General features: G+C 70.4%; 27 protein-coding genes and 1 riboswitch. Of the genes, 12 read left to right on the plus strand and 15 right to left on the minus strand.

Annotated features, from left to right (window positions below; translation table 11 throughout):
- Positions 1 to 16: 16 nt before the first annotated feature.
- Positions 17 to 553: a 16S rRNA (guanine(966)-N(2))-methyltransferase RsmD gene (gene rsmD / locus R8F63_11175; protein ID MDW3219161.1), complete on the minus strand. Its 537-nt coding sequence runs from the start codon at positions 551 to 553 to the stop codon at positions 17 to 19.
- A 49-nt stretch (positions 554 to 602) separates the two neighbouring features.
- On the opposite strand from rsmD, the gene R8F63_11180 reads away from it, so the two are divergent.
- Positions 603 to 770 carry a hypothetical protein gene (locus R8F63_11180; GenBank protein MDW3219162.1) on the plus strand — a complete coding sequence of 56 codons (168 nt, stop codon included), beginning with the start codon at positions 603 to 605 and terminating at the stop codon, positions 768 to 770.
- Positions 771 to 802: 32 nt separating this feature from the next.
- Entirely contained in the window at positions 803 to 1,585 is a 783-nt protein-coding gene (locus tag R8F63_11185) for a class I SAM-dependent methyltransferase (GenBank protein ID MDW3219163.1), read from the plus strand.
- Here the strand turns inward: R8F63_11185 and recG are convergent.
- Together recG and R8F63_11195 are read right to left on the minus strand one after the other, a co-directional pair.
- On the minus strand, positions 1,582 to 3,720 hold the full coding sequence (gene recG, locus R8F63_11190; protein ID MDW3219164.1) for an ATP-dependent DNA helicase RecG: 2,139 nt from the start codon (positions 3,718 to 3,720) through the stop codon (positions 1,582 to 1,584). The genes R8F63_11185 and recG overlap by 4 nt on opposite strands.
- A gap of 5 nt (positions 3,721 to 3,725) precedes the next feature.
- Positions 3,726 to 5,369: a DAK2 domain-containing protein gene (locus R8F63_11195; GenBank protein ID MDW3219165.1), complete on the minus strand. Its 1,644-nt coding sequence runs from the start codon at positions 5,367 to 5,369 to the stop codon at positions 3,726 to 3,728.
- 62 nt (positions 5,370 to 5,431) lie between these two features.
- On the opposite strand from R8F63_11195, the gene R8F63_11200 reads away from it, so the two are divergent.
- Positions 5,432 to 5,653 carry a hypothetical protein gene (locus R8F63_11200; protein MDW3219166.1) on the plus strand — a complete coding sequence of 74 codons (222 nt, stop codon included), beginning with the start codon at positions 5,432 to 5,434 and terminating at the stop codon, positions 5,651 to 5,653.
- A gap of 52 nt (positions 5,654 to 5,705) precedes the next feature.
- Here the strand turns inward: R8F63_11200 and R8F63_11205 are convergent, their stop codons facing one another.
- Positions 5,706 to 6,629: a type IV toxin-antitoxin system AbiEi family antitoxin domain-containing protein gene (locus R8F63_11205; protein ID MDW3219167.1), complete on the minus strand. Its 924-nt coding sequence runs from the start codon at positions 6,627 to 6,629 to the stop codon at positions 5,706 to 5,708.
- A 114-nt stretch (positions 6,630 to 6,743) separates the two neighbouring features.
- The gene (locus R8F63_11210; GenBank protein MDW3219168.1) at positions 6,744 to 8,408 is read right to left on the minus strand and encodes a phosphoenolpyruvate carboxykinase (ATP); all 1,665 of its coding nucleotides are present in this window, start codon (positions 8,406 to 8,408) and stop codon (positions 6,744 to 6,746) included.
- A 151-nt stretch (positions 8,409 to 8,559) separates the two neighbouring features.
- Here R8F63_11210 and R8F63_11215 point away from each other — a divergent pair, with 151 nt between their 5' ends.
- On the plus strand, positions 8,560 to 8,796 hold the full coding sequence (locus R8F63_11215) for an Lrp/AsnC ligand binding domain-containing protein (protein MDW3219169.1): 237 nt from the start codon (positions 8,560 to 8,562) through the stop codon (positions 8,794 to 8,796).
- Between the two features lie 13 nt (positions 8,797 to 8,809).
- Here the strand turns inward: R8F63_11215 and R8F63_11220 are convergent, their stop codons facing one another.
- Together R8F63_11220 and R8F63_11225 are read right to left on the minus strand one after the other, a co-directional pair.
- Positions 8,810 to 9,160, minus strand: coding sequence for a hypothetical protein (locus R8F63_11220; protein MDW3219170.1), 351 nt, complete (start codon positions 9,158 to 9,160; stop codon positions 8,810 to 8,812).
- Positions 9,157 to 9,486 carry an antibiotic biosynthesis monooxygenase family protein gene (locus R8F63_11225; GenBank protein ID MDW3219171.1) on the minus strand — a complete coding sequence of 110 codons (330 nt, stop codon included), beginning with the start codon at positions 9,484 to 9,486 and terminating at the stop codon, positions 9,157 to 9,159. Before R8F63_11225 ends, R8F63_11220 begins: the two co-directional genes overlap by 4 nt.
- Before the next feature lie 133 nt (positions 9,487 to 9,619).
- On the opposite strand from R8F63_11225, the gene R8F63_11230 reads away from it, so the two are divergent.
- On the plus strand, positions 9,620 to 9,937 hold the full coding sequence (locus tag R8F63_11230; GenBank protein ID MDW3219172.1) for a hypothetical protein: 318 nt from the start codon (positions 9,620 to 9,622) through the stop codon (positions 9,935 to 9,937).
- Positions 9,938 to 9,952: 15 nt separating this feature from the next.
- On the opposite strand, the gene R8F63_11235 is transcribed toward R8F63_11230, so the two are convergent.
- The 3 genes from R8F63_11235 to R8F63_11245 all read right to left on the minus strand — a co-directional run bounded on the left by R8F63_11235 (position 9,953) and on the right by R8F63_11245 (position 12,805).
- Positions 9,953 to 10,762, minus strand: a complete 810-nt coding sequence (locus tag R8F63_11235) for a PIG-L family deacetylase (protein MDW3219173.1) — start codon at positions 10,760 to 10,762, stop codon at positions 9,953 to 9,955.
- Position 10,763: 1 nt separating this feature from the next.
- The gene (locus R8F63_11240; protein ID MDW3219174.1) at positions 10,764 to 11,906 is read right to left on the minus strand and encodes a CaiB/BaiF CoA-transferase family protein; all 1,143 of its coding nucleotides are present in this window, start codon (positions 11,904 to 11,906) and stop codon (positions 10,764 to 10,766) included.
- A gap of 71 nt (positions 11,907 to 11,977) precedes the next feature.
- The gene (locus tag R8F63_11245) at positions 11,978 to 12,805 is read right to left on the minus strand and encodes an alpha/beta hydrolase (GenBank protein ID MDW3219175.1); all 828 of its coding nucleotides are present in this window, start codon (positions 12,803 to 12,805) and stop codon (positions 11,978 to 11,980) included.
- Between the two features lie 59 nt (positions 12,806 to 12,864).
- Between R8F63_11245 and R8F63_11250 the strand changes: the two genes are divergently transcribed.
- The 3 genes from R8F63_11250 to R8F63_11260 are packed head-to-tail and all read left to right on the plus strand — an operon-like array spanning position 12,865 to position 14,598.
- Positions 12,865 to 13,149 carry a hypothetical protein gene (locus tag R8F63_11250; GenBank protein ID MDW3219176.1) on the plus strand — a complete coding sequence of 95 codons (285 nt, stop codon included), beginning with the start codon at positions 12,865 to 12,867 and terminating at the stop codon, positions 13,147 to 13,149.
- Positions 13,139 to 14,056, plus strand: coding sequence for an FAD:protein FMN transferase (locus R8F63_11255; GenBank protein MDW3219177.1), 918 nt, complete (start codon positions 13,139 to 13,141; stop codon positions 14,054 to 14,056). The genes R8F63_11250 and R8F63_11255 overlap by 11 nt, the downstream gene beginning before the upstream one ends.
- On the plus strand, positions 14,053 to 14,598 hold the full coding sequence (locus tag R8F63_11260) for a ferric reductase-like transmembrane domain-containing protein (protein MDW3219178.1): 546 nt from the start codon (positions 14,053 to 14,055) through the stop codon (positions 14,596 to 14,598). Before R8F63_11255 ends, R8F63_11260 begins: the two co-directional genes overlap by 4 nt.
- A 6-nt stretch (positions 14,599 to 14,604) precedes the next feature.
- Here the strand turns inward: R8F63_11260 and R8F63_11265 are convergent, their stop codons facing one another.
- Positions 14,605 to 15,444, minus strand: a complete 840-nt coding sequence (locus R8F63_11265) for a DMT family transporter (protein ID MDW3219179.1) — start codon at positions 15,442 to 15,444, stop codon at positions 14,605 to 14,607.
- 45 nt (positions 15,445 to 15,489) lie between these two features.
- Positions 15,490 to 15,603, plus strand: a riboswitch (TPP riboswitch).
- Here R8F63_11265 and R8F63_11270 point away from each other — a divergent pair.
- The 3 genes from R8F63_11270 (at position 15,590) to R8F63_11280 (ending at position 19,142) form a co-directional block, all read left to right on the plus strand.
- A complete protein-coding gene (locus R8F63_11270) occupies positions 15,590 to 16,615 on the plus strand; it encodes a thiamine ABC transporter substrate-binding protein (GenBank protein MDW3219180.1) in 1,026 nt (341 codons plus the stop codon). Its footprint overlaps the riboswitch before it by 14 nt.
- Entirely contained in the window at positions 16,591 to 18,198 is a 1,608-nt protein-coding gene (locus tag R8F63_11275) for an iron ABC transporter permease (GenBank protein ID MDW3219181.1), read from the plus strand. Before R8F63_11270 ends, R8F63_11275 begins: the two co-directional genes overlap by 25 nt.
- Positions 18,198 to 19,142, plus strand: coding sequence for an ABC transporter ATP-binding protein (locus tag R8F63_11280; protein ID MDW3219182.1), 945 nt, complete (start codon positions 18,198 to 18,200; stop codon positions 19,140 to 19,142). Before R8F63_11275 ends, R8F63_11280 begins: the two co-directional genes overlap by 1 nt.
- Before the next feature lie 23 nt (positions 19,143 to 19,165).
- Here R8F63_11280 and R8F63_11285 read toward each other — a convergent pair whose 3' ends face one another.
- From R8F63_11285 to R8F63_11295, 3 genes are read right to left on the minus strand one after another with little or no spacing between them, the layout of a single operon-like run.
- A complete protein-coding gene (locus R8F63_11285) occupies positions 19,166 to 19,591 on the minus strand; it encodes a GNAT family N-acetyltransferase (GenBank protein ID MDW3219183.1) in 426 nt (141 codons plus the stop codon).
- Entirely contained in the window at positions 19,591 to 20,223 is a 633-nt protein-coding gene (locus R8F63_11290; GenBank protein ID MDW3219184.1) for a PH domain-containing protein, read from the minus strand. Before R8F63_11290 ends, R8F63_11285 begins: the two co-directional genes overlap by 1 nt.
- Before the next feature lie 13 nt (positions 20,224 to 20,236).
- Positions 20,237 to 20,581, minus strand: coding sequence for a metallopeptidase family protein (locus tag R8F63_11295; protein ID MDW3219185.1), 345 nt, complete (start codon positions 20,579 to 20,581; stop codon positions 20,237 to 20,239).
- A 53-nt stretch (positions 20,582 to 20,634) separates the two neighbouring features.
- On the opposite strand from R8F63_11295, the gene R8F63_11300 reads away from it, so the two are divergent.
- Positions 20,635 to 22,566 (plus strand): ATP-dependent DNA helicase UvrD2, encoded by a 1,932-nt coding sequence (locus R8F63_11300; GenBank protein ID MDW3219186.1) that lies wholly within the window; start codon positions 20,635 to 20,637, stop codon positions 22,564 to 22,566.
- Between the two features lie 12 nt (positions 22,567 to 22,578).
- Here R8F63_11300 and R8F63_11305 read toward each other — a convergent pair whose 3' ends face one another.
- Positions 22,579 to 23,313 carry a hypothetical protein gene (locus R8F63_11305; GenBank protein MDW3219187.1) on the minus strand — a complete coding sequence of 245 codons (735 nt, stop codon included), beginning with the start codon at positions 23,311 to 23,313 and terminating at the stop codon, positions 22,579 to 22,581.
- Positions 23,314 to 23,316: the final 3 nt, after the last annotated feature.

Raw genomic sequence — 23,316 nt, forward strand, 5'->3', positions numbered from 1 at the left:
GTGTTGAGAACTCCACTCAGTCGGAGACCGACGCAGGTGGGGCATCGGCAAGGGTCACCACGGTAGTCCCGTACTCACGCACTCGGTGCGGAACCCACCCGGCCGGCAGCTCGATCGCCCGGTCGGACTCGATCACGACGACAGCGTCGCGGACGGTACCGAGCAACGCGGGCCACTCGTCGAACGCATACGGCGGATCGAGCAACACCAGGTCCACGTCGTCGACCAGGCGAGCGACCGCGGCGACGCCGTCGCCCGAGATCACGGTTGCGTCGGCCTCGAAGCCGAGGGTCTCGAGGTTCTCGCTCAGTGCGGCGAGGGCCCGCCGGTCGTTCTCCACGAACGTGCAGTGCGCGGCTCCCCGGCTCAACGCCTCGATCCCCAACGCCCCCGATCCCGCGAAGGCGTCGAGCACCCGCACGTCGTCGAGCGCCCCGAGGGAGTACAGCGAGTTGAACACCGCCTCGCGGACACGATCGGCCGTCGGGCGCGTGTGATCGCCGTCGGGCACCACGAGGCGACGGCCCCGCGCCGAGCCGGAGACGACACGCATCGGGCCAGTGTGGCCGGAATCCGGCCCGGTGGCGCGTTACGGTCGCCCCATGCCGCTGCCGGAGACCATCACGTGCGTCGACTGCGGCGGCGAGTGCGGCCGGATCACCTACGAACCCGACGAGGGATTCGAGCCGGGTGACATCGTCGCCTACCGGTGCCGTGATTGTCTCGACCGCTGGGACATCGAGATCACCGCCGACGACCTCGACATCTGACACCTCGCGCGTCCACTGGTACTACTGGAGCGATGTCCAGCGAGATCGAGATCAACGGCCACCGGTTCACGCTGGACACGCACCAGGGGCGACGGGGCAGCGGCGAGGTCATCACGCTCAAGAAGCCGATGTGGATGCTCGAGCGCTACCGGGAGCTCGCCACGGAGTTCACCGCGCCCAACATGGTCGAAGTCGGACTGTGGGACGGCGGCTCGACGGCGTTCCTCGCCGCAACCTTCCAACCGCTCACTCTGGTCGGTGTCGAACTCGACACGCGACCGCTCGAAGCGCTCGACCGCTTCCTGACCGACTCGCCGCTTCGGCCGCACGTGCACGCCTACACCGGCGTCGACCAGGCCGACACCCGGCGGCTGACCGAGCTGGTCGACGCCCATGTCGACGGCGAACTCGACGTGGTGATCGACGACGCCTCCCACCTGCTCGAGCCGACCACCGCGACGTTCGACTGCCTGTTCCCCCGCCTCCGGGCGGGTGGTGTGTTCGTGATCGAGGACTGGTCGCACGACCACCAGATGGCCTACGGCATCCGCCGGGCGATCGCCCGCGGCGACCTCGACGCCGACCAGGTTGTCACCGGTGACGGCCAGATCCCCGACTCGCCGCAGAGCCGCATCGTTCTCGACTGCGTGCTCGCGACCGCGAACAACGACGGCGTCATCGCCGACGTGCGGGTGCGCCAGGGCCTGGCCGAGATCCGCCGCGGGGACGCACCGGTGCCCGCCGACTTCTCGATCCGCGAACACATCGGGGAGATGGGCCGACTCGTCTCCCCGCGGCCGGCCAACCCGGACTAGCCCTTCATCAGGAACTCGGCCTCGTCGTCACCGAGCAGCAGGGCGATCTCGTCGGCCAGGGCGGGGTGCGCCTCGAGCTCGGGGTCGCCGTCGATGATCTCGACCGCGACCTCCCGTGCCGTCGCGACCCACTCCTTGTCCCGCCGCAGCGACGCGAGGCGCAGGTCGTTGCGGCCCTTCTGGCGCTCACCCATGATCGTGCCCTCGCCCCGCAGTTCGAGATCCACCTCGGCCAGCTCGAAGCCGTCGGTACTGTCCACCAGGGCCTGGATGCGCGACTCGCCGTCCGTCGTCGTCGGTTCGCCCACCAGGAAACACCGGCTCGCGTGCTCGCCGCGCCCCACGCGGCCGCGCAGCTGGTGGAGCTGGGCGATGCCGAACCGGTCGGCGTCCAGCACGACCATCACGGTGGCATTCGGCACGTCCACCCCGACTTCGATGACCGTCGTCGCCACGAGGACCTGCACATCGCCGGCCCGGAAGCGTTCCATCACCGACTGCTTGTCGTCGCTCGGCATCTGGCCGTGGAGGAGGGCGAGGGACAGTCCGTGGAGGTGCCCGCCCTCGAGTTCCTCGAACGTCTCCGTGGCGGAACGGACGTCGAGCGCCTCGGACTCGTCGATCAGCGGACACACGACATAGGCCTGACGGCCGGCCGCGACCGCGTCACGCACGGCGGCCCACACGGCTTCCTCCTCGTCGGGCGTCGGCGCGGCTTCCGTCACGATCGGGGTTCGACCCGGCGGGAGTTCGTCGAGGACGCTGACGTCGAGGTCGCCGTAGACGGTCATCGCCGCGGTGCGCGGGATCGGCGTCGCGGTCATGACGAGCACGTCGGGCGCGGCGCCGGCATCGCCCTTGTCGCGCAACGCCGCACGCTGCTCGACCCCGAACCGGTGCTGCTCGTCGATCACGACCACGCCGAGCGAGGCGTACTCCACCTTGTCCTGGATGAGGGCATGGGTGCCGATCAGGAGATCGACCTTCCCGGTGATGAGGTCGGCGAGGATCCGGCGGCGGTCCGCGGCGCCGACCCGGTTCGTGAGGAGCTCCACCCGCAGCGGACGATCACCCATGAGCGTCGTCGGGTCCGGCACGGAGAGGTCGCCGAGCATCGCGGTCACGCCGAGATGATGCTGCTCCGCCAGGACCTCGGTCGGCGCCATGAACGCGCCCTGGTGTCCCCCCTGGACCGCCGCCAACAGGGCGGTGACCGCGACGAGCGTCTTACCCGAACCGACGTCACCCTGCAGCAGTCGATGCATCGGTCGGGCCAGGGCCAGGTCCGCGCCGATCTCGGCGATCGCCCGCTCCTGGGCGTCGGTGAGGGGGAACGGCAGGCGCCCGTGGAAGCGGTCGACGAGTTCGCCGGTGACGCTGTGGGCGATGCCCGCGGTCTCGCGCTCGATCCGACGCTTGCGGCGCACGAGCTCCAGCTGCACCCGCAGCAGCTCGTCGAACACGAGCCGGCGACGGGCCTCGTCCTTCTCCGCCATGGTCTCCGGCGCATGGATGCCCCACAGCGCGGCTTCCCTCGTCACGAAGTCGAAGCGGTCCAGCACCGACTCCGGCACGGGATCGAGCAGGCCCCGCGGCGCGCAGCGGCGCAGTGCCTCGGCGACGAAACGGCCGAGGTCCGCCGTCATGAGGCCGGCCTTCTCGGACTGGGGGTACACGGGGATGATGCGGCCCGTCTGGTCCCCCATGAGATCCACCACGGGACTCCCCATCTGCGGCGTGCCCCGGTACACCTCGTACTTGCCGTGGACGAGCAGCTGCATGCCGGGCTTCAGCTGCTTCTCGCGCCAGCGCTGGTTGAAGAACGCGAGCGTGACCTTTCCGGTGCCGTCGCCGATCACGACGTTGGTGAGCGTGCGCCGGCCCCGGAGCTGGCGGGTGCTCGCGCTGCGGACCTCGGCGAGCACGGTGGCCTCGTCGCCGGGGACGAGTTCCCCGATCCGGGCCTGGCGGGTGCGGTCGAGGTAGCGGCGCGGATAGTGCTGGAGCAGATCGAGGACCGTGGAGACGTCGACGGCCGCGAGGCTGGAACCGCGCTTCTCGCCCACGCCCTTCAGATCCGTGACCGGCCGCCCGGCCAGATCCCGGAACGTGAGCGGCGGATCTCCGTCCGGCACCGGCGCTACTCCAGGCCGAAGTAGTACGGGTACAGCGGCTGCCCGCCGTCGTGGACCTCGACCTCGACCTCGGGGTGGTGCTCCTCGATCCACGCCTCGATCGCGGCGGTCACGTCGTCCTCGGCCTCGTCGCCGGCGATCACCGTGAGCAGCTCGTGCTCGTCGTCGAGGATCGACGCGAGCAGGCCGGTCGCCGCGTCGAGCATGTTCGGCTCGACCGCGGTGATGCCGTCGCGGCAGATGCCGAGCCAGTCGCCGGTCGAGATCGGGCCGACATCGCTCGTCGACTCGCGGACCGCCTGGGTGACCTCGCCGGCGACGACCGCGGTGGCGGCGCCGGTCATCGCCGCGGCGTTCGCTTCGGCCGTCGCCTGCGGGTCGTAGGCCATGAGGCAGGCGAGCCCCTCGGCCACACCCTTCGTCGGCACGACCCGCACGGTTCGGCTGGTCTGGGCGTCGACCTGCTCCGCGACCGGGATGATGTTCTTGTTGTTGGGCAGGATGACGACCTCGGGGGCCGGCACCGACTCCACCGCCGCCACGAGCTCGGCTGTCGACGGATTCATCGACTGTCCGCCGGCCACCACGGCATGGACGCCCATCGACTTGAGGATCGCCACGACCCCCGGACCGACCCCGACGGCCACCACGGCCGTGGGCACGGGCTCGCCGGCGACCGCGTCCGCCGGCTGCCCCATCTCCGCCTGGACCCAGTCCCGTTCCTCGAGCTCCTCGAGGAGATCGGTCACCCGGATCTTGTGGGGGCGACCGACGTCGATGCCGCACTCGATCGCGGCGCCGATGTCGTCGCAGTGGATGTGGCAATTGAAGATGCCGTCGCCACCGACCACCACGATGGAGTCTCCGACCTCGGCCCACGCGGACTTGAAACCGTCGATCGACGCGTCGGGCGCGTCCAGCAGGAACATGACCTCGTAGCGGAGGTCGGCGATGGACGGCTCGTGGTCGTCGTCATCGGGCCGGACCGGCTCGGCCAGCGGCGCGACGATCGCCGGCGCGGGCATCGGTCGGTCGTCCACGACATGGAGCGCGGCGTCGAGGAACAGCAGCAGGCCGCTGCCGCCGGCATCGACCACGCCGGCATCCGCGAGCACCTTGAGCAGCGTCGGCGTGCGCTCGAGCGACTCGCCCCCCTCCGTACGGGCTGCGTTCAGGACACCGAGCAGGTCGCCGCCGTCGTCCGCAGCGGCGACCGCGGCGTCGGCGGACTCGCGTACGACGGTGAGGATCGTGCCCTCGACGGGGTTGCCGACCGCCCCGTAGGCGCCTTCGGCCGCCGCCGCCCAGGCCGCGGCGAACACCGCGCCGTCGATCGTCGGGGCGGACTTCACCACGCCGGCGAACCCACGCAGGATCTGCGACATGATCACACCGCTGTTGCCCCGCGCTCCCATCAGCGACCCGTGGGCGACGGCGTCGCAGACCGCCGCGACGTCGGCGTCGTCGCCCAGCGTGTCGAGCTCCTCGACCACGGACACGAGGGTGAGGGACATGTTCGTGCCCGTGTCGCCATCGGGCACGGGGTACACGTTCAGGTTGTTGATCGACTCGCGGTGCTCTGTCAGCGCATCGCGGAACGCGACCACGATGGCGCGGAGAGTGGAGGCGTCGAGCGAGTCAATCGGCACGGCAGCGGATCGTACCGGTCCCACGTCGCCCGCGTGACCTCCGTACGGATACGCTGCGCCCCATGCAGGGAGTCATCAAGAGCTACGACCCGGGAACCGGCGACGGCGTGCTGGTCAACGAGGCCGACCTGGCCGACGTCGATCTCGCCGACAACGCCCTCGAGGGCTCGATCTTCCGCATGCTGCGCCAGGGCCAACGCGTGCAGTTCGATCTCGACGACACCGGCCGCGCCACCCGCCTCCGGCTCGGCTCCGAGATCGACATGACCACCCCCGACCTCTGACCCCCCAACCCAGGGCTTCTTAACCGAGTTGTGGTCGTGAGACGACCACAACTCAACGCGGATCCGGGGGACGGGAGCCGAGGGCCCGCCGGATCTCCCCCGCGACCCACGCCGGGCGGTCACGCACGTCCGACTTCGTGAACCGGAGAACGATCCACCCCGCGAGCACGAGCGCGTTCTGGCGCCGGCGGTCACGTTCGAACTGCTCCGGAGCGACGTGCTCGCGATAGCCGTCGTACTCGATCAGAACCCGCTGCTCCGGATAGGCGAGATCGATGCGGAATCGCTGCCCCGCCACCTCGACCGGATACTGCGGGGTCGCCGCCGGCAGTCCATGTCGATCGATCAGCCGCATCAGGGCGATCTCCATCGGCGACTCCGCGGCGTCGACAGACGTCGGCGCCTCACCGAGCACACGATCGATCGCCGTCACCCCGGAGCGACCGTGACGCCCGACGCGTTCACGATGGGCGCGAATCTCGTCGTTGGTGACGAGCCCCAGGCCGACGGCCGCATCAACCGCCCGTTCGACCTCCCAATCGCGCAGGTACGAGCCGGCATCGACGAGTGTGAGCGTCACGGAGGTGACGGGCAGCCCACCGACCTCGCACACGTCTTCGGGGGACAGATCCCAGGAACGGTGCACGACCACGCCCTCGACTGCCGGGGCCGCGAACCCGCGCACGGTCACTTCGAGCGCGGTCTCCCACGGCCGTAGGTCCCACACCCGCATCGCGCTCCGGTGGCTCACGACGCCGCGCCCGGCCGCGCCGAGACATCCGCGCATCAGCTGCTGTTCCCAAGTCGGTGGCGCGCCGGCGAGGACATAGAGCCCGCGCCGCTCCCGCGTGAGCACTCCCGCGGCGACGAGCGTGCGGACCTCCGCTCGGGTGTAGTGGAGCCGTTCGAGGTCCTGGTTGGTGAGGAGGCCGTGTGTACTCGCAGCCTGCCGAGCGAGATCGGTGATCTCTCGCATGCAGCAGAGTCAAGCGCGCGGGTGTGACACCCTCCCCTGTCCGATCCGACTCCCCCGCCGATCCGCGTTGAGTTGTGGTCGTCTCACGACCACAACTCGGTTAAGAAGCCAGAACTACATGGCGGCGGTGATGCCGAGGTCGGCGTAACCCTGCTTGTCGTAGTTGGCGCGGAACATGTCGCGGAGCTTGGCGGCGGCTTCGTCGTAGGCCTCGGGGTCGTCCCAGGTGTCGCGGGGGTTGAGGATCTCGTCGTCGACGCCCTCACAGGAGACAGGCATCTTCACGCCCAGCGTCGGCTCGACCTGGAGCTCGGCGCCGTCGAACTCGCCCTCCAGTGCCGCGTTGAGCAGGGCCCGGGTGGCCTTGAGCGACATGCGCTCGCCCTTGCCGTAGGGGCCGCCACTCCAACCGGTGTTCAGCAGGATGCAGCGGGTCTCGTTCTCGGCCATCCGCTTCGCGAGGAGTTCCGCGTAGACCGACGCCTTCTGCGACATGAACGCCGCGCCGAAGCACGACGAGAACGACGGCTCCGGCTCGGTCACGCCGACCTCGGTGCCGGCGAGCTTCGAGGTGAAGCCCATCACGAAGTGGTACATCGTCTCGTTCGTGTCGAGGATCGAGACGGGCGGCAGCACGCCGAAGGCGTCGGCGGTCAGCAGCACGATGGTCTCCGGGTGGGGGCCCGACGCGCCCTCGCGCACGTTCGGGTTGGCCGACAGCGGGTAGGCGAAGCGGGTGTTCTCGGTGATCGTGCCGTCCGTCAGGTCGAGCTCCTGCGGGTCGGTCTCCTCGATCGCCTTGCCCGGAAGCGGCGGCACGTTCTCGATCATCGTGCCCCTCATGGACATCGCCGCCGCGATCACCGGTTCGGCTTTCTTGTCGAGGTCGATGAGCTTGGCGTAGCAGCCGTCCTCGAAGTTCGAGATGCCGCTGTCGGTCCAGACGTGCTCGTCGTCGCCGATCAGCTCGCGGTCCGGGTCGGCGGACAACGTCGTCTTGCCGGTGCCCGAGAGGCCGAAGAGGATCGCCGTGTCGCCCCGCGCGCCCACGTTGGCCGAGCAGTGCATCGACAGCTGGCCCTTCGCGGGGAGGACGTAGTTCATGATCGTGAACATCGTCTTCTTGTTCACGCCGCAGTAGTCGGCCTTGCCGAGAACGAGACCGACCCGCTTCTCGATGTCGATGATGACCGCCCGCTTCGAGACCGTGCCGTCGCGCTCGGGATCACACTCGAACGACGGGACGTTGATGAGCGTCCAGCCGCTGTCGGCGCGGTCGCTGTCGTCGCGCACGTTCTTCGGGAACATGATGTTGCAGAAGTAGGCGTGGGTCGCGTACTCGCCGACGAATCGGTAGGGCTCGGCGAACTGGGTGTCCCAGCCGCAGAACACATCGGTCACGTAGAGGTGCCGGTCCTGCGCATTGAGGTAGTCGATGACGCGCGGCAACAGGGCGTCGAACTGTTCGGGATCGAACTTGGCGAAACCGCTCTTCCACCACACAGAGTCGGTGACGGAGTCCCGGTTCACACAGAACGTGTCCTGCACGGGGCGGCCGGTACAGGTGGGATCCGAATAGAAGACGAGCGGACCGTCGGCGCCCAGCGCCGTGGGGAAGGCCTTCTGGACGTCCTCCGGTCCGTCGGGCTCGACGCGGCCGCGATCGTTGGCGATCGCCTCGTGGAACAGCTCGTCCTGGCTCAATCCGTACCGGAGCTCCACGCCCTGCAGGCCGAAGGTGCTCTCGAGTTGTGCTGCTGCGTGCGCTGCGCTGCTCATTGTTCTCTACTCCACGGGTCTGATCACGAATCCGGTCGGCCCACCACGTTGGTATGTGAGCGCGCCGGATCAGCCATCCAACCTAGCGATGGCCACCCGTCAGGTACGACACGGGCGACACAGGTGGACCGAACGGCCTAACGTCGGCTCCATGAGCGTGAACGCGTACATCCTGATCCAGGCCGACGTCGGCACCGCGGCCGATGTCGCGAGGCAGGTCGGGGCCCTCGATTCCGTCCTCACCGCCGAGGTGGCGATGGGCCCCTACGACGTGATCGCCCGCGCCGAGGCAGCGTCAATGGACGAGCTCGGCCAGGTGGTCGTCCACGCGGTGCAGGCCATCGCCGGGGTCGAGCGCACCCTGCTCTGCCCGATCGTGCACATCTGACGGTCCGCCCGCGTCAGAGCACGGCGGCTCGGATGCCGAGCCCCATCAACCACAGGCTGCCGAGCCCGTAGAGGAGATGGGGCTTCTCCTTCATCTCGTTGCGGTACGCGTAGATGATGCCGACGCTCGCGAAGGCCGAGAAACCGTAGAGCTGGTGACGATCACCCTCGATGTCCTCGTTGACCTGGAGGATCACCCCGAGCACGACCTGGGCCAGCACGATCACCTCGGCGACGACGACCGCGATCCAGCCCGCCCGATGTCGCAGACGGGGCCACTGGTGCGCGGCGAGCGCCCAGACACCCACTGCGCCGTTGGCCACGATGAACACCCAGCTGAGGATGCCGTGGGCGTCGCGGATCACGTGCCGTCGCGGCCGACTTCGACCTCGTAGCTCCAGAGCTCCGCGGTGATCGGCAGCGGAGCCGGCGCGTTCTCGCCCGCGGCGAGCGCGTCGCGGTGGCCGTCACGGAACTGGTCCGACTTCGTCCAGGCGTCGAACGACTCCTCGTCGCGCCAACGGGTCAGCACCAGCCAGGTCTCGCGTTCGTCGACGGGTCGGAGCAGCTCGAACCCCTCGAACCCGTCCATGCCGTCCACCGCGCCCGCACGCGCCGCGAAACGGCGGGCGACCTCGTCTCCGAGGTCGCCGGGGACGGTGATGGCGTTGATCTTGATGACCTGACTCATGGAGTGAGTCTCCCCCGAATCGGACGGTTCCCGAGAAATCGCGCGAAATGTCCGTGAAGCTGTCGAGATCACCCGGGACCGTTCGTCGTTCGGACAATCCCCTGAGAACCCGACCAAACCCGGAGGAAACACCATGCCCAAGTACGTGCTCACCTATCACGGCCCCGGCCACATGCCCGAGGGCGAAGAGGAGATGGCGCAGCTGATGGAACGGTGGGGCGCCTGGTTCGCCTCGATCGGCGAGGATCTCGTCGACGGCGGCAACCCGTTCTCCCAGGCTCGCACCGTGGGCGCCGACGGCAGCGTCAGCGACGCCGAGCGGGCCGATCCCACGACCGGCTACTCCGTCGTCAACGCCGCCGACATCGACGCCGCCTGCGGGCACGCCAAGGGCTGCCCGGTGCTCGACCACGGCGGCAACGTCCAGGTGCTGGAAGCAATCGACATGTGATTGCCGTGTGATCGGTCAGCCGACGCCGGCGAACAGATCCCGCTCGTGGGGTTCGCCGGCGCGGCCGGCACCGATCTCGATGAAGCACTCGTGACCGAACGCCGCGGCGAACGCCTCGTCGGGCATGGTCAGGAAGAACGACTCCTCGGAGATCTGGGAACGGTGGGCCGCCATGGCCCGCCGTTTCTCGTCGAGGACGTCGGTGACATCGACCTCGTGGGTGATCTCGTCCGCCGGTGAGCCCATGTCCGTGTTGCGCATCTCCTCGCGCTGCTCGAGGAGTTCGGGGTCGTCGTCCGCCCCCTCGAACGCGAAGTCGGCGAGCGCTCGCATGCGGTCACGGTTCATCGTCGACTCGAACACGTGCGGCGTGCCGGCGAGCGCCGCGGCGCGGTGCCCGACGCGGTGGACCTGGATGTGATCCGGGTGGCCGTAGCCACCGTTGTGGTCGTAGACGGTGAGGACATCGGCCGCTTCGTCGCGCAGGATCACCGCGAGCCGTTCGGCGGCGTCATCGACGTCGGCCTGCCAGAAGCATGCCGGATCGTCGTTCGTCGGCTCGCCCTCCATTCCCGAATCGCCGTAGCCCAGCCACTCGACCCGACGGGCACCGAGAATCTCGCCCGCTTCGCTCAGTTCGGCGAGGCGCACCTCCGCCAGCGTCGACCCCTCGGGGACCGACCCCTCGGCTGGCTCGCCCACCGCACCGTCGGTCGCGCACACGAGGATCACGCGATGGCCGGCCCGCGCCGCCAGGGCCATCACGCCGCCGGTGGCGATCGCCTCGTCGTCGGGATGGGCGTGGAAGAAGACCGCGGTCGCCATGTCAGGCAATGGCGCCGGACTCGCGCAGGGCGGCGAGCTCGTCGGCGGTGAACCCGTACGCGCCGAGTACGTCGTCGGTGTGCTGGCCGGCGTGCGGGGGCGGGCTCTGGATCGCGCTGTCCGTGCGGCTGAACCGCGGGGCCGGACGGGGCTGCACCACGCCGGCAACCTCGGTGAAGGTGCCGCGGGCCTTGTTGTGGGGGTGCTCGGGCGCTTCGGCCATCGACAGCACCGGCGCGAAGCAGATGTCGGTGTGCTCCATGATCTCGCACCACTCGTCGCGGGTCTTGGTGCGGAAGACGGCGGCGAGTTCGTCCTTGAACGCGGGCCAGTCGGACCGGCTCATCTGGGCGTCCCACTTCGGATCGTCGAGCCCGAGCTTCTCGCGCAGCTCGGCGTAGAACTGGGGCTCGATCGAGCCGATGGAGACGAAGGCGCCGTCGCTGCACTCGTAGACGTCGTAGTAGTGGGCGCCGGTGTCGAGCATGTTGGTGCCCCGCTCGTCGTTCCAGATGCCCATGGCCCGAAAGCCGTGGAAGAACGTCATGAGCGATGCGGCGCCGTCGACCATCGCCGCGTCCACGACCTGGCCCTGGCCGCTCGAGCGGGACTCGAGGATCGCGCACACCAAGCCGAACGCCAGGTACATGCCGCCGCCACCGAAGTCCCCGACGAGGTTGAGCGGCGGGACGGGCGCCTCGCCGCGCCGCCCCATCGACTCGAGCGCGCCGGCGAGGGCGATGTAGTTGATGTCGTGGCCCGCCGCGTTGGCGTAGGGCCCGTCCTGGCCCCACCCGGTCATCCGGCCGTAGGCGAGGCGCGGGTTGCGGGCGAGGCAGTCGTCCGGGCCGATGCCGAGCCGTTCGGCGACGCCGGGCCGGAAGCCCTCGATCAGGCCGTCGGCCTGCTCGACGAGGCGGAGCACCGTCTCGACGCCGTCGGGCGACTTCAGGTCGACGCCGATCGAACGACGACCACGGTTGATGAGGTCCTGGGGCGGCACGTCCGGATCACCGCCGCGCACGCTGCCGGCCCGGTCGACGCGGATCACCTCGGCGCCCATGTCGGCGAGCATCATGGCGCAGAACGGGCCCGGCCCGATCCCCGCGATCTCGACGATCTTCACTCCTGCCAGCGGGCCCATGTCCACTCCTCTTGCGGGTTCGTGCGAACGGGCAGGACCCTACCGGTCCGCACTGACAACGAAGAAGGCGGTCAGGCGAACGTCCGCGCCGTGAGGGCGGTCGTCGCTTCGATGATGGGCGGCCACGCCTGGTACACGAAGTCGTGGCGCATCCCGTCGACGAGCAGGAACTCGGCGTCCGGCACGAGCTCGGCCGTACGTTCCCCGCCGGAGACGTGGACGAGGGTGTCCTGTTCACCGTGGGCGACGAGGGCGGGCACGGTCAGTGCGGCGAGCCCGGCCGCCCGGTCGCCGCTGCGCATGACCGCGTCGAACTGACGCCCCGACCCGCCCGGCACCCAGGACCGCTCGTAGCAGGACCGGAAGTACGCAGCCATCTGCTCCGGATCGAACCACTCGGGGTTGCTCCAGATCGCACGGGCCTCCAGGTCCTGCGCGATCTGTTCGTCGATGGACGCCGCCGGCTCGGCCACGAGGGCGGCCATCGCCTCGCGGCTCGGGGTCCCCACATCGGGCTCGCCGGTCGTCGACATGATCGACACGAGCGCACGCACCCGCGCCGGATGCTCGATCGCGGTCGTCTGGGCGATCATGCCGCCGAGCGACACGCCGAGCACGACCGCGTCGTCGACCCCGGCGTCGTCGAGGACGGCGATCACGTCCGCCGCCATGTCGCTCAGCGTGTACTCGTCGCCGGGCTCGGTCAGCGAGGACAGCCCGGCGTCGCGGTTGTCCATCCGGATGACATGGAACCCCCGCCCGACGAAGGACTCACAGAACTCCACCGGGAAGAGGAGGAGTTGGTTCCCCAGGCCGGGGAGACAGATGAGGGTGGGGTCGTCGGTCGAGCCGAAGGCCTCGTACTCGAGTTCGACGGAGCCGTTGTGGGCGCGGGGCATGACCGAAAGTTTGCCCTGTCATCACAGTCTCTTCATCTCCGGATGTGAACAATGGCGTCATGGAGCCCGTGCGCCGCCCGCCTCGCCGTCCCGCCCGGGTCAGCCGCTGGGTGGCGTCGGGCGTGACCGCGGCGGTTGCGGTCGGCAGCGTCGGCGCGATGGCCGAGGCGGCCGACGAGGAGATCGACGAGTCGAGCGGCACCGCCGTCGGTGCCACTGCCGCCTGGCGGGCCGAGGTCGTGGCCGCCGAGCTGATGGCGGCGGCCGACGCGGGAAACGACACCGGGGTCGATGAGCCGGCCGTCACCCCACCACCGCGGATCGGACGGTCCGGTGCGAGCTGACGACCTGCGCACGACCCGGCGACCCGCCATGGGTGCGGAGGTCGTGCTGACGACGAACGCCTCCGAGATGGCGGTGCACGCCGCGCTGACGATCGTCGCCACCCTCGAGCAGCGCTGGTCCCGCTTCCTGCCGGACAGCGAGCTGAGCCGTATCAACGCGGCCGACGGCCCGGCGGTCGCCCGTCCGTCCACGGCCAGGATCATCGAGATCGCTCTCGCGGGTCGCACCCTCACCGGCGGCTGGTTCGACCCGACCCGGGGACTCGACCTCGTGGCCGCGGGCTACGCCGGCGACCGGGCCTGGGACGACGCCGGTCCGGTCCCGCATCGGATCGACGACGTGACGGTCGACGGCGACTCGGGTCTCGTCCACGTCCCCGAAGGGACGGCGATCGACCTCGGTGGTATCGCCAAGGGCTGGACCGCGGACGTCGCCGCATCGTTGCTGTTCGAGGCTGGCGCGACGCACGCCGGCGCGAGCATCGGCGGCGACACGCGGATCCGCAGCCGCACGCGCGCCCTGGTCGAGATCGAGTCACCCCACCCGGACCGGTCCGACGCGCCCGCGCTCGTCGGACTGCGGGACGGCGGCGTGGCGGTCTCCGGCCCGACCAAGAGGCGGACCGACGACGGCCGCCACCACCTCATCGACCCCTCGACCGGGCAGCCCGCCGCCGCACCCCGCGTCGCCGCCGTCATCGCCGCGAGCGCGGCGGGAGCCGAGATGCTGGCAACGGCCGCCAGCGTCGCGCCGTGGCTCGAAGCCCGGGCGCTCGTCGAGCGGGCGGGCGCCACGGCGTGGCTCGTGGAGGCGGACGGTTCGCTCACCACCGTCGGTCCGACCGAACGCTTCCTTCTCGACGATGGCTGGCTCGCCGAGCCGGCGCGCCGAGAATGGGCGCTGTGACCGACGAGTTCACCTGGTACCTCACCCGAACCTCCGGCCTGCTCGGCTGGGTCCTGCTCGCCGTGGCCACCATCTGGGGACTCCTGCTCGCCAGCCGCGTCCTCGAACGCCGCCCCTCCCCCGCCTGGCTGCTCGACCTCCACCGTCACCTGGGCAACCTGACCCTGCTGCTCACGGTCGTGCACGTCGGCGCGATCGTCATCGACGACTTCGTGGACTACACGCTCGCCGAGGTGCTGATCCCGTTCCGCAGCGACGAGGAGACGACCGCGGTCGCGCTCGGAGTCGTCAGCGCCTGGCTGCTGGTCGTCGTGCAGGCGTCGTCGTGGATGCGCCGCCGGCTCGATCAACGACTGTGGCGGCTCCTGCACCTTCTGAGCGCGCCCCTCCTGATCCTCGTGCTCGTCCACGGCTGGCTCGTCGGCACTGACGCGGACAACCCGATCGTCGTCATCGTCAGTCTCGTGCTCCTCGCCGAGATCGCCGTCATCTTCGCCGTGCGCGTCCGTTACGGCCGCCGTCCGCTGACCGACGCGGGGTGAGACCGGTCAGAGCGCGACGAGTGCGATCGCCGCCAGTGCGAGCACGACGCCCGCCACCTGATGACGGGCGAGGCGTTCGCGCAGGAACACCCAGGCGAGCAGCACGGTGCTGACCGGGTAGAGCGAGCCGAAGACCGAGGCGATGGCGAGCTCCCCGCGGCGCAGGGCGATCAGCAGGAGCGCATTCGCGATCATCTCCGTGACCCCGGTGTAGCAGGCCAGGGCGAGGCTCGACCGGTTGGCCGGGAGGACCCGTCGGGTGATCCGCCACGCCACGACACAGACCACGGGCACCGACACGACGCGGGCGACCACCAGCGGCCACATCCCCGCCGCCGTCTCCGTCTCCGCCAGCGCGATGAAGAAGATCGAGAAGCCGACGCCCGCGACGAGGGCGAGCACCATCGCCGAGCGCGGCGTCGTCGCCCCGTCCGCATCACGGCGTTCGCGGGTGACGAGCACGATCGCGATGATCGCCACCACCAACCCGACCGCCGTCACCACGCCGAGCTCCTCACCGCGGGCGATGCCCACGAAGGCGGGAAAGGCGGCCCCGACCACGGCGGTCGTCGGGGCGACGACGCTCATCACCCCTTCGGACAGCGCCCGGTAGAAGCAGATGAACGAGAACGTGCCGGACGCGCCGGCGATCGCTCCCGCGACCACATCGGTGGTCGTGACCGCGTCCCAGCCGACGACGACCACGAACACGACCGCCGTCACGCCACCCGCGATCTGGGCGACGGCGGTGACCCGGAAGGTGCTGTCGCGCTTCGTGGCGACGCCCCCGCCGAAGTCGGACCCGCCGATGATCAGCGCGGAGGCGAGCGCGAGGAGGGCCGTCATGGGAGAGGAGGCTACGGGCGGAACGGCGACCTAGAGTGGGAGCACAACTGAATCCGGGGAGCTCGGGACAGCCGGGCTGAGAGGTCGACCAGATGCGTCGGCGACCCGCCTGAACCTGATCTGGGTAATGCCAGCGGAGGAAGCAATGAAACGACTGACCCACCTGCTGCTCGTGGTCCTGACCGTCGGACTGCTCGCGTCGGCCTGCGGTGATGACGACGGGCTCACCCTGACCCTCGTGACCCACGATTCGTTCGCTGTCAGCGACGAGACGCTCGCCGCCTTCACCGCGGAGACGGGCGTGACCGTCGAACTCCTCGCCTCGGGCGATGCGGGCCAGATGGTGAGCGAGGCGATCCTCTCGGCCGGGAACCCCCTCGGCGACGTGCTGTACGGCGTGGACAACACCTTCCTCCAGCGGGCCCTCGACGGCGGCATCTTCGAGGCGTACGACTCGCCGGGGCTCGCCGTCGTGCCCACCGAGTTCCAGTTGGACGCCGACCACCGCGTCACCCCGGTCGTCTACGGCGACGTGTGCGTGAACTACTGGATCGACGCCCTGCCCGATGGCGTGACGCCACCGACCACCCTCGAGGACCTGACGGATCCGGCGCTCGCCGGGGAGCTCGTCGTCCAGAGTCCCGAGTCGTCGTCGCCCGGGCTCGCGTTCCTGCTCGCCACCATCGCCGGGACCGACGACTGGGAGCAGTACTGGGCGGACCTGGCCGCCAACGACGTCGAGGTCACCGCCGGGTGGGAGGACGCCTACTACGGATCCTTCGTCGCCGGTGGCGGCGATCGCTCGCTCGTCGTCAGCTACGCGTCGAGCCCGCCGGCCGAGGTCATCTTCGCCGACCCGCCGGTCGACACGCCCCCGACCGGCTTGCTGCTCGACTCGTGCTACCGCCAGATCGAGTTCGCCGGCGTCCTCGCCGGGACGGACCAACCCGACGCCGCCCGGCAGCTGATCGACTTCCTGCTGACCCCGACGTTCCAGGACGACGTGCCGCTCAACATGTTCGTCTTCCCGGTGTCGGACGAGGCAACCCTTCCGCCGGCCTTCGTCGAACACGCCCGGCTCAGCGACGACCCGCTCATCCTGGACCCGGCGGAGGTCGAGGCGAACCGCGACGAGTGGACGGACCGGTGGGTCGAGATCGTTCTCGGCTGATCAACGCGGCGGCCGTCGTCCCGGCGGCCTTCTTCGCCGTGTTCTTCGCGTACCCGGTCGCGACCGTGTTGTGGCGCGGTCTGGGGGGCGACGGTTTCGGCGCCATGAGCGACGTGTGGGCGACCTCGCGGACGCGCGACGCCGTCTGGTTCACCATGTGGCAGGCGACGCTGTCGACCGTCGTGACCCTCGCGGTCGCCCTGCCCGCCGCGTCGATCGTCGCCCGCGCCACTCCCCGCATGCGCCGCCGGCTCCGGGCCCTCGTCACGGTGCCCTTCGTGATGCCCACGGTGCTCGTCGCCGGCGCCTTCGCCGAGCTCTTCGCGCGGACCGGACTCGACGAGGGCACGATCCGCGCCCGGCACACGATCTGGGCGATCCTCATCGCCCACCTGTTCTTCAACTACGCCGTGGTCGTCCGCTCGGTCGGCTCCTTCTGGGCCGGCCTCGACCCCCGCATGGAGGAACAGGCCCGCATGCTCGGGGCGAGCCGCCGGCGGGCCTTCACCGAGGTGACCCTCCCCCGCCTGCGCCCGGTGCTCGCCTCGGCGGCATCGATCGTCTTTCTGTTCTCCTTCACGTCGTTCGGCGTGATCCTCGTGCTCGGCGGGCCGCGGCAGGCGACGATCGAGACCGAGATCCACCGCTACGCCGTCACCCGGACCGACTTCAGGTCCGCCGCCGCGATCGCGGTGCTCCAGCTGGTCGCCGTCGTCGCGCTCGTCGCGGTGACCACGATGCTCGAGCGGCGCCGACCGATCACGACCCACGTCGCCCGGCCACTGGCGCCCAGCCGGCGGCGGTGGCGATTGCTGAACGGCGTGACCGCCGCCCTGTTGCTGGTCACCCCGATCGCCGTGATCGTGGAGCGGTCGTTCGCCGTCGGCGGCGGCTACGGGCTCGATCACTATCGCGCCCTCTCGACCCGCGTGAACCAGCTCCCGGCCCCCGCCACGACCGCCCTGCGCAACACGATCGTCTACGCCTCGCTCGCCATGATCATCGCCATCGTCGTGGGGACGCTCGCCGCCCTCATCGTGGTGCACGGCCGCCGATCACTGAGCCATGTGTTCGATCTCGGGCTGACGATCCCGCTCGGCACCAGTGCCGTGACCATCGGTTTCGGCATCCTCCTCGCCCTCGACGAACCACCGGTCGACTTCCGCACCCGATGGTGGATCGTGCCCGTGGCCCACGCGCTCGTCGGCGTGCCCTTCGTCGTCCGCACGATGGTGCCGATCCTGCGGCGGATCGATCCGGCGCTGCGCGAGGCCGCCGCCACACTCGGGGCGCCGCCGAGCCGGGTGCGCCGCGAGATCGACCTGCCGATCGCCCGTCGCGGCCTGCTCGTGGGCGCCGGCTTCGCGTTCGCGGTGTCGGTCGGCGAGTTCGGCGCGACCGCCTTCCTCCCCCGCCGACCCGAGACACTCACGGCCCCGCGGGCGCTCTTCCGGCTCCTGTCCACCCCGGGCGACCTACTGCGCGGCCAAGCGATGGCGCTCGCCGTCGTGATGATGGTCCTCGTCGCCGCGGCCGCGTTCGTGATCGAGTCCGGCCGGTCGAACGACGAGGGGGTCTTCTGATGTGGAGCCTGGAGGATGCCACGGTTCGCTTCGGTTCGACGACCGCGCTCGACGGCGTCTCGCTCGCGGTCCAACCCGCCGAGACGCTGGTCGTGCTGGGCCCCAGCGGCTGCGGCAAGTCGACCCTCCTGCGGGTGATGGCCGGGCTCCAGCCGCTCGACCGGGGCCGGTTCCTGATCGACGGTGAGGACGCGACCGAGCGACCGCCCCACGAGCGCGGCATCGGCATGGTTTTCCAGGACCCGACCCTTTTCCCCCACCGCCGGGTCGGCGAGAACATCGAGTTCGGGCTGCGCATGCAGGGCGTCGACGGGGCCGAGCGGCGGACCCGCGTGGCCGAACTGCTGGCCCTGGTCGGGCTGGGCGGCTTCACCGATCGCGACCCGTCCACGCTGTCGGGTGGCGAGGCGCAGCGGGTGGCGCTCGCTCGTTCACTCGCGCCCGGACCCCGCCTCCTTCTCCTCGACGAGCCGCTCGGTGCGCTCGACCGGGCCCTGCGCGATCGCCTCGTGGATGACCTCCCCGGCGTCCTGTCGGCCTCCGGGACCGCGGCGGTCCACGTCACCCACGACCAGGACGAAGCCTTCGCGCTTGCCGACCGGATCGCGGTCATGGACGCCGGGCGGGTGCTGCGCGTCGACGCCCCCCACTCGCTCTACGCCGACCCCCGAACGGAGACGGTCGCCCGTTTCCTCGGACACACCAACCTCGTGGGCGAGGGTGACGATCGGCGGGTGCTGCGGCGCGACGCCGCGACGATCGATCCGGCCGGCGAGCTCACCGCCACGGTCGTCTCCAGTCGTTTCCGCGGCGATCACCACGACGTCGAGGTCGACACCGACCTCGGTCGACTCGCCTTCGCGCTCGCCGACGGTGCCACTCCGGGGACGACCATCCGCCTCCACATCGATCCCGCTCGCGTGGCCCCGATCGGCCAGGACTGACGGGATCGAGCAGGACTGACCGTTCAGTCGTCGCGGCGCATCGGGACGTGGGCGATGCCGTCTTCGACGAACTCCGGGCCGCACGCCACGAAGCCGCGCGCCGTGTACCACTCCGCGAGATGGGACTGGGCGTCGAGGACCCACGGGCCGCTCGACGTCGCGATCACATGGTCCACCAGCGCCCCGGCGTGACCGTTGCCGCGGGCGTCGGACCGGGTCGCGACCCGGCCGATGCGGCGGGCCTCCCCGTCGTCGAGGAGACGGACGTAGGCCTGCGGACCAGCGTCGTCCGCCATCCAGACGTGGCGCGTGGTCGTCTCGGTGTCCCGCCCGTCCAGTTCCGGATACGGGCACGCCTGCTCCACGACGAAGACGTCGACGCGCAGACGGAGTAGATCGTGGAGCTCGAGGGTGGAGAGTTCGGCGAAGCTGCGGTCGAAGACCGCCATCACATGCGATCGAGGAGTTCGCGCTTCTTCGCCTCGAACTCCTCGTCGGTGACCACGCCCTGCCGTCGCAACTGGTCGAGCTTCTCGATCTGCTCGGGGATGGACGCCTCGGCCGGCGCGGCCGACGACGCCGCCTGGCCCAGCCGATGGAGCTTGCGGTCCTCGAGCCCTTCGACCTGCCGGTAGATCTCGTTCTGGACGAGATTCGGGCGGCGGATGTCGGTGAAGGTCTGCCGCCCGCCCTCACCGGCCGACTCGATCCCGAGATCGCCGGCCCCGATCATCCGCTCGAACACGGACTGGTTGAAGAACACCGTGTTGATGCGGTCGAGGGGGATCTCGATGCCCTGCTTCGAGACGACGCCGGTGCGAGAGATGACCCGCTCACTCGTGACCACGAAGTTGATCGTGGTCCAGGTGAGGTACCGGATGCCGAAGTAGCCGAGGGCGACCAGCACCCAGACGCCGATCGGGACCGAGATCCAACTCGTCCAGTTGTTGATCAGCGCGAGGAGCCCGAAGAGAACCGCGACGGCGAGCAGGGCGACCGCGGGCGCGAGATACCACCAGTGCGGCCGGAGGTCGAGCACCAGATCTTCGTCGTCGGTCAGCAGATGACGGGGAAAGGGCATGCGGGCAGATTAGCTAGCCCCATCCCCACTCGTGGAGGGACTCGTCGTCGATGCCGAAGTGGTGGGCGATCTCGTGTACGACCGTGACCGCGATCTCCTCGATCAACTCGTCGTCGTCGTCGCACATCTCGCACAACGGCAAGCGGTACAGCGAGATGACGTCCGGCATCACCAGGCCGCCGTAGTCATCGCGTTCGGTGAGGGGGATGCCCTCGTAGAGGCCGAGCAGGTCCTCCGTCGGATGACGGTCCACGGCGACGACCGCGACGTTCTCCATGAGGCGACCGAGCTCCTCCGGCAGCGCGTCGAGGGCGTCGCCCACGAGGCGCTCGAATCGGGCCGGGCTGACGGGCTCCATCGGGGCGACCCTACCGGCGAGTCGCCTCGGGTCGAGTGGGTAGGGTGCGCTCCGTGTCACCGTCGTCACCGTCCGATCCGCTGCTCGAAGGGCTCACCGACGAACAGCGCGACGCGGTCACGACCGCGGCGAACCCGCTGTGCATCATCGCCGGTGCCGGTTCGGGCAAGACCCGCGTGCTCACCCGCCGCATCGCGTGGCAGTCGAGCGAGGGCACCCACGACCCCCGTCGCGTCCTGGCACTCACCTTCACCCGCCGCGCCGCCGCCGAGCTGCGGGCCCGCACCCGCCGGCTCGGCCTGCGCGAGGACGTCGCCGCCGGCACGTTCCACGCCGCCGCCCTGGCGACGCTGCGTCGCTTCTGGGATCACACCGGCCGCACCCACCCGACCCTGCTCGACCGGCGAATGGCCTATCTCGCCCGCGCCCACCCCCGCCTCGATCGCGCCGTGGTCGCCGACCTCGATGCGGAGATCGGGTGGGCCCGGGCCCGGCTGATCACGCCCGAGGGCTACGGCGAGGCAGCGGAGGCCGCGCGCCGCCGACCACCCCGCAGCGCCGCGTTCGTGGCGAAGGCCTACGCCGGGTACCAGGAGTCCAAGCGCGAGCGCCGCCTCATCGACTTCGACGACGTGCTGGCCCTGTGCCACGCGACGATGCAACGCGAGACGGCGTTCGCCGACGCCCAGCGCTGGCGCCACCGCCACCTGTTCGTCGACGAGTTCCAGGACGTCAACCCGCTCCAGTTCGCCGTGCTCGAATCCCTTCGGGGCCCCGAATCCACGCTCGTGGTGGTCGGTGACCCGGACCAGGCGATCTACGGGTGGAACGGTGCGGATCCCCGGTTCATCAACGACATCGACGAGCATCTTCCCGGCGTCGCGGTCGTCCACCTACGCACCAACTTCCGCTCCACCCCGGAGGTGTTGGCCGCCGCGGGCCGCGTGCTCGACAAGGAGCCGCAGCCGGCACACCGGATGTCCGGCGACGCCCCGACCGTGACCGGCGCGCCGCTCGACCAGGAGGGCCTGCTCCTCGCGCGGGCCGTGCGGGCCCGCCGGAAGCCGGGCGCGCCGTGGCGCCACCAGGCCGTTCTCGCCCGCACCAACGCCCAGCTTCCGGCGCTCCGCTCCGCCCTCGAGGCCACGGGCATCCCGACGCGCAGCCGCGGCGAGGGCGCGCTCCTGCGCCGCCCGGAGATCATCGACGTGCTGGAGCGCTGGCCGGCGAAGGGGTCGCTCAGTGCCGCCCTCGCCGACGAGCGGACGGCCGGACACGAGCCCCTCGACGCGGAGCGGCAGGCAATGGTGGACGCGTTCCTCGACCTCGCCCGCGACCATCTCGTGCTCGAGCCCGACGCGTCCGTCGACGAATTCGTCACCGCCCTTCGCCACGACGACCGCGTGGGGGCGGCGGGCGACGCCGTCGAGCTCGCCACGTTCCACTCGGCCAAGGGGCTGGAGTGGCCGATCGTCCATCTCGTCGGTCTCGAGGACGGACTGGTGCCGATCACGTTCGCCCGCACCAAGGCGGCGCGAGCCGAGGAGCAGCGCCTCCTCTACGTGGCGACCACCCGGGCCGAGCGCGAGCTGCACGTCACCTGGGCGACGGAACGGACCGTCGGCGACACGGTCCACCGGCGGGCGCCGTCACCCTGGCTCGATGCCTTCGCGACCACGGACGACCTCGCGCCGATCCATCCGGACGTCGGCGAGCTCCGCGAGCGCATCGGCCACGACACGCCGGACATCGACCTCACCGACCTCGTGACACCCGTCGTGGAGAGCCTCACCGCGTGGCGCGAGCACGCCGCCCTCCAGGCGAAGATCGCTCCGGGGGCCGTGCTGTCCGACGCCGCCCTGCGAGGCATCGCCGAAGCCCGTCCGAGCACCATCGACGAACTCGCCGCCGTCCCCGGCGTCGGCTCCGGCAAGGCCCGGCGCTTCGGCCCCCGCCTCCTCGAGATCAGTTCCCCGATCGGCTAGCCGGCGGTTTGCTCAGCCGACCATGGCGAAGTCGGCGAACGTCGTGCCGTCACTGAAGGTGAGGCCCGACACGACGAGGTCGTAGCCGCTCTCGTCGAGCTGGTTGATCGTGACGGTCCCCGTCGCGCCGAAGTCCGCGCCGAGGTCGTTGCCTTCCGCGCTGACGGGGATGAAGTGGACACAGATGCCACTGTCCGCCACCTGGTCGTTGCACCCGATCTCGAAGGTCCCGGTCTCGCCCGTCCAGGCACCACCCCACACCGTGTACATCTCGAACGACAGGTAGAACCCGTCGACCGCGTTGCTGGAGTGGATGTGGAAGAAGGGATCGGCGCTCCCGGCGGCAGGCGGGATGAAGGTGGGCGTCACGGCGTCCCAGTTCACGGTGAGGGTGTTGCCGTCCACCACGAGGGCCGGGTCGTCGGGCGGCGGGTCCACCGCATCGTCGCCGTCGACGTCATCCTCGCCGGACCCGTCGTCGGCGGCACTGTCGTCGGCAGCACCGTCGTCGGCGGCACTGTCGTCGGCGGCACTGTCGTCGGCGGCACTGTCGTCGGCAGCACTGTCGTCGGCAGCACTGTCGTCGGAAGGCGCGTCATCCGCGCCGTCATCCCCCGCGCCACCGTCGTCGGTGACCACGGGGTCGTCGGGGGCCGCATCATCGGACGAGTCGTCGCTGCATGCCGCGGCGAACAGGACAACGGCCGCGCACAGCGCGACGAGCATTCTCGAACGTGTTCCACCCATGGC

This window comes from Acidimicrobiales bacterium, from assembly GCA_033344915.1.
Taxonomy (GTDB): domain Bacteria; phylum Actinomycetota; class Acidimicrobiia; order Acidimicrobiales; family Aldehydirespiratoraceae; genus JAJRXC01.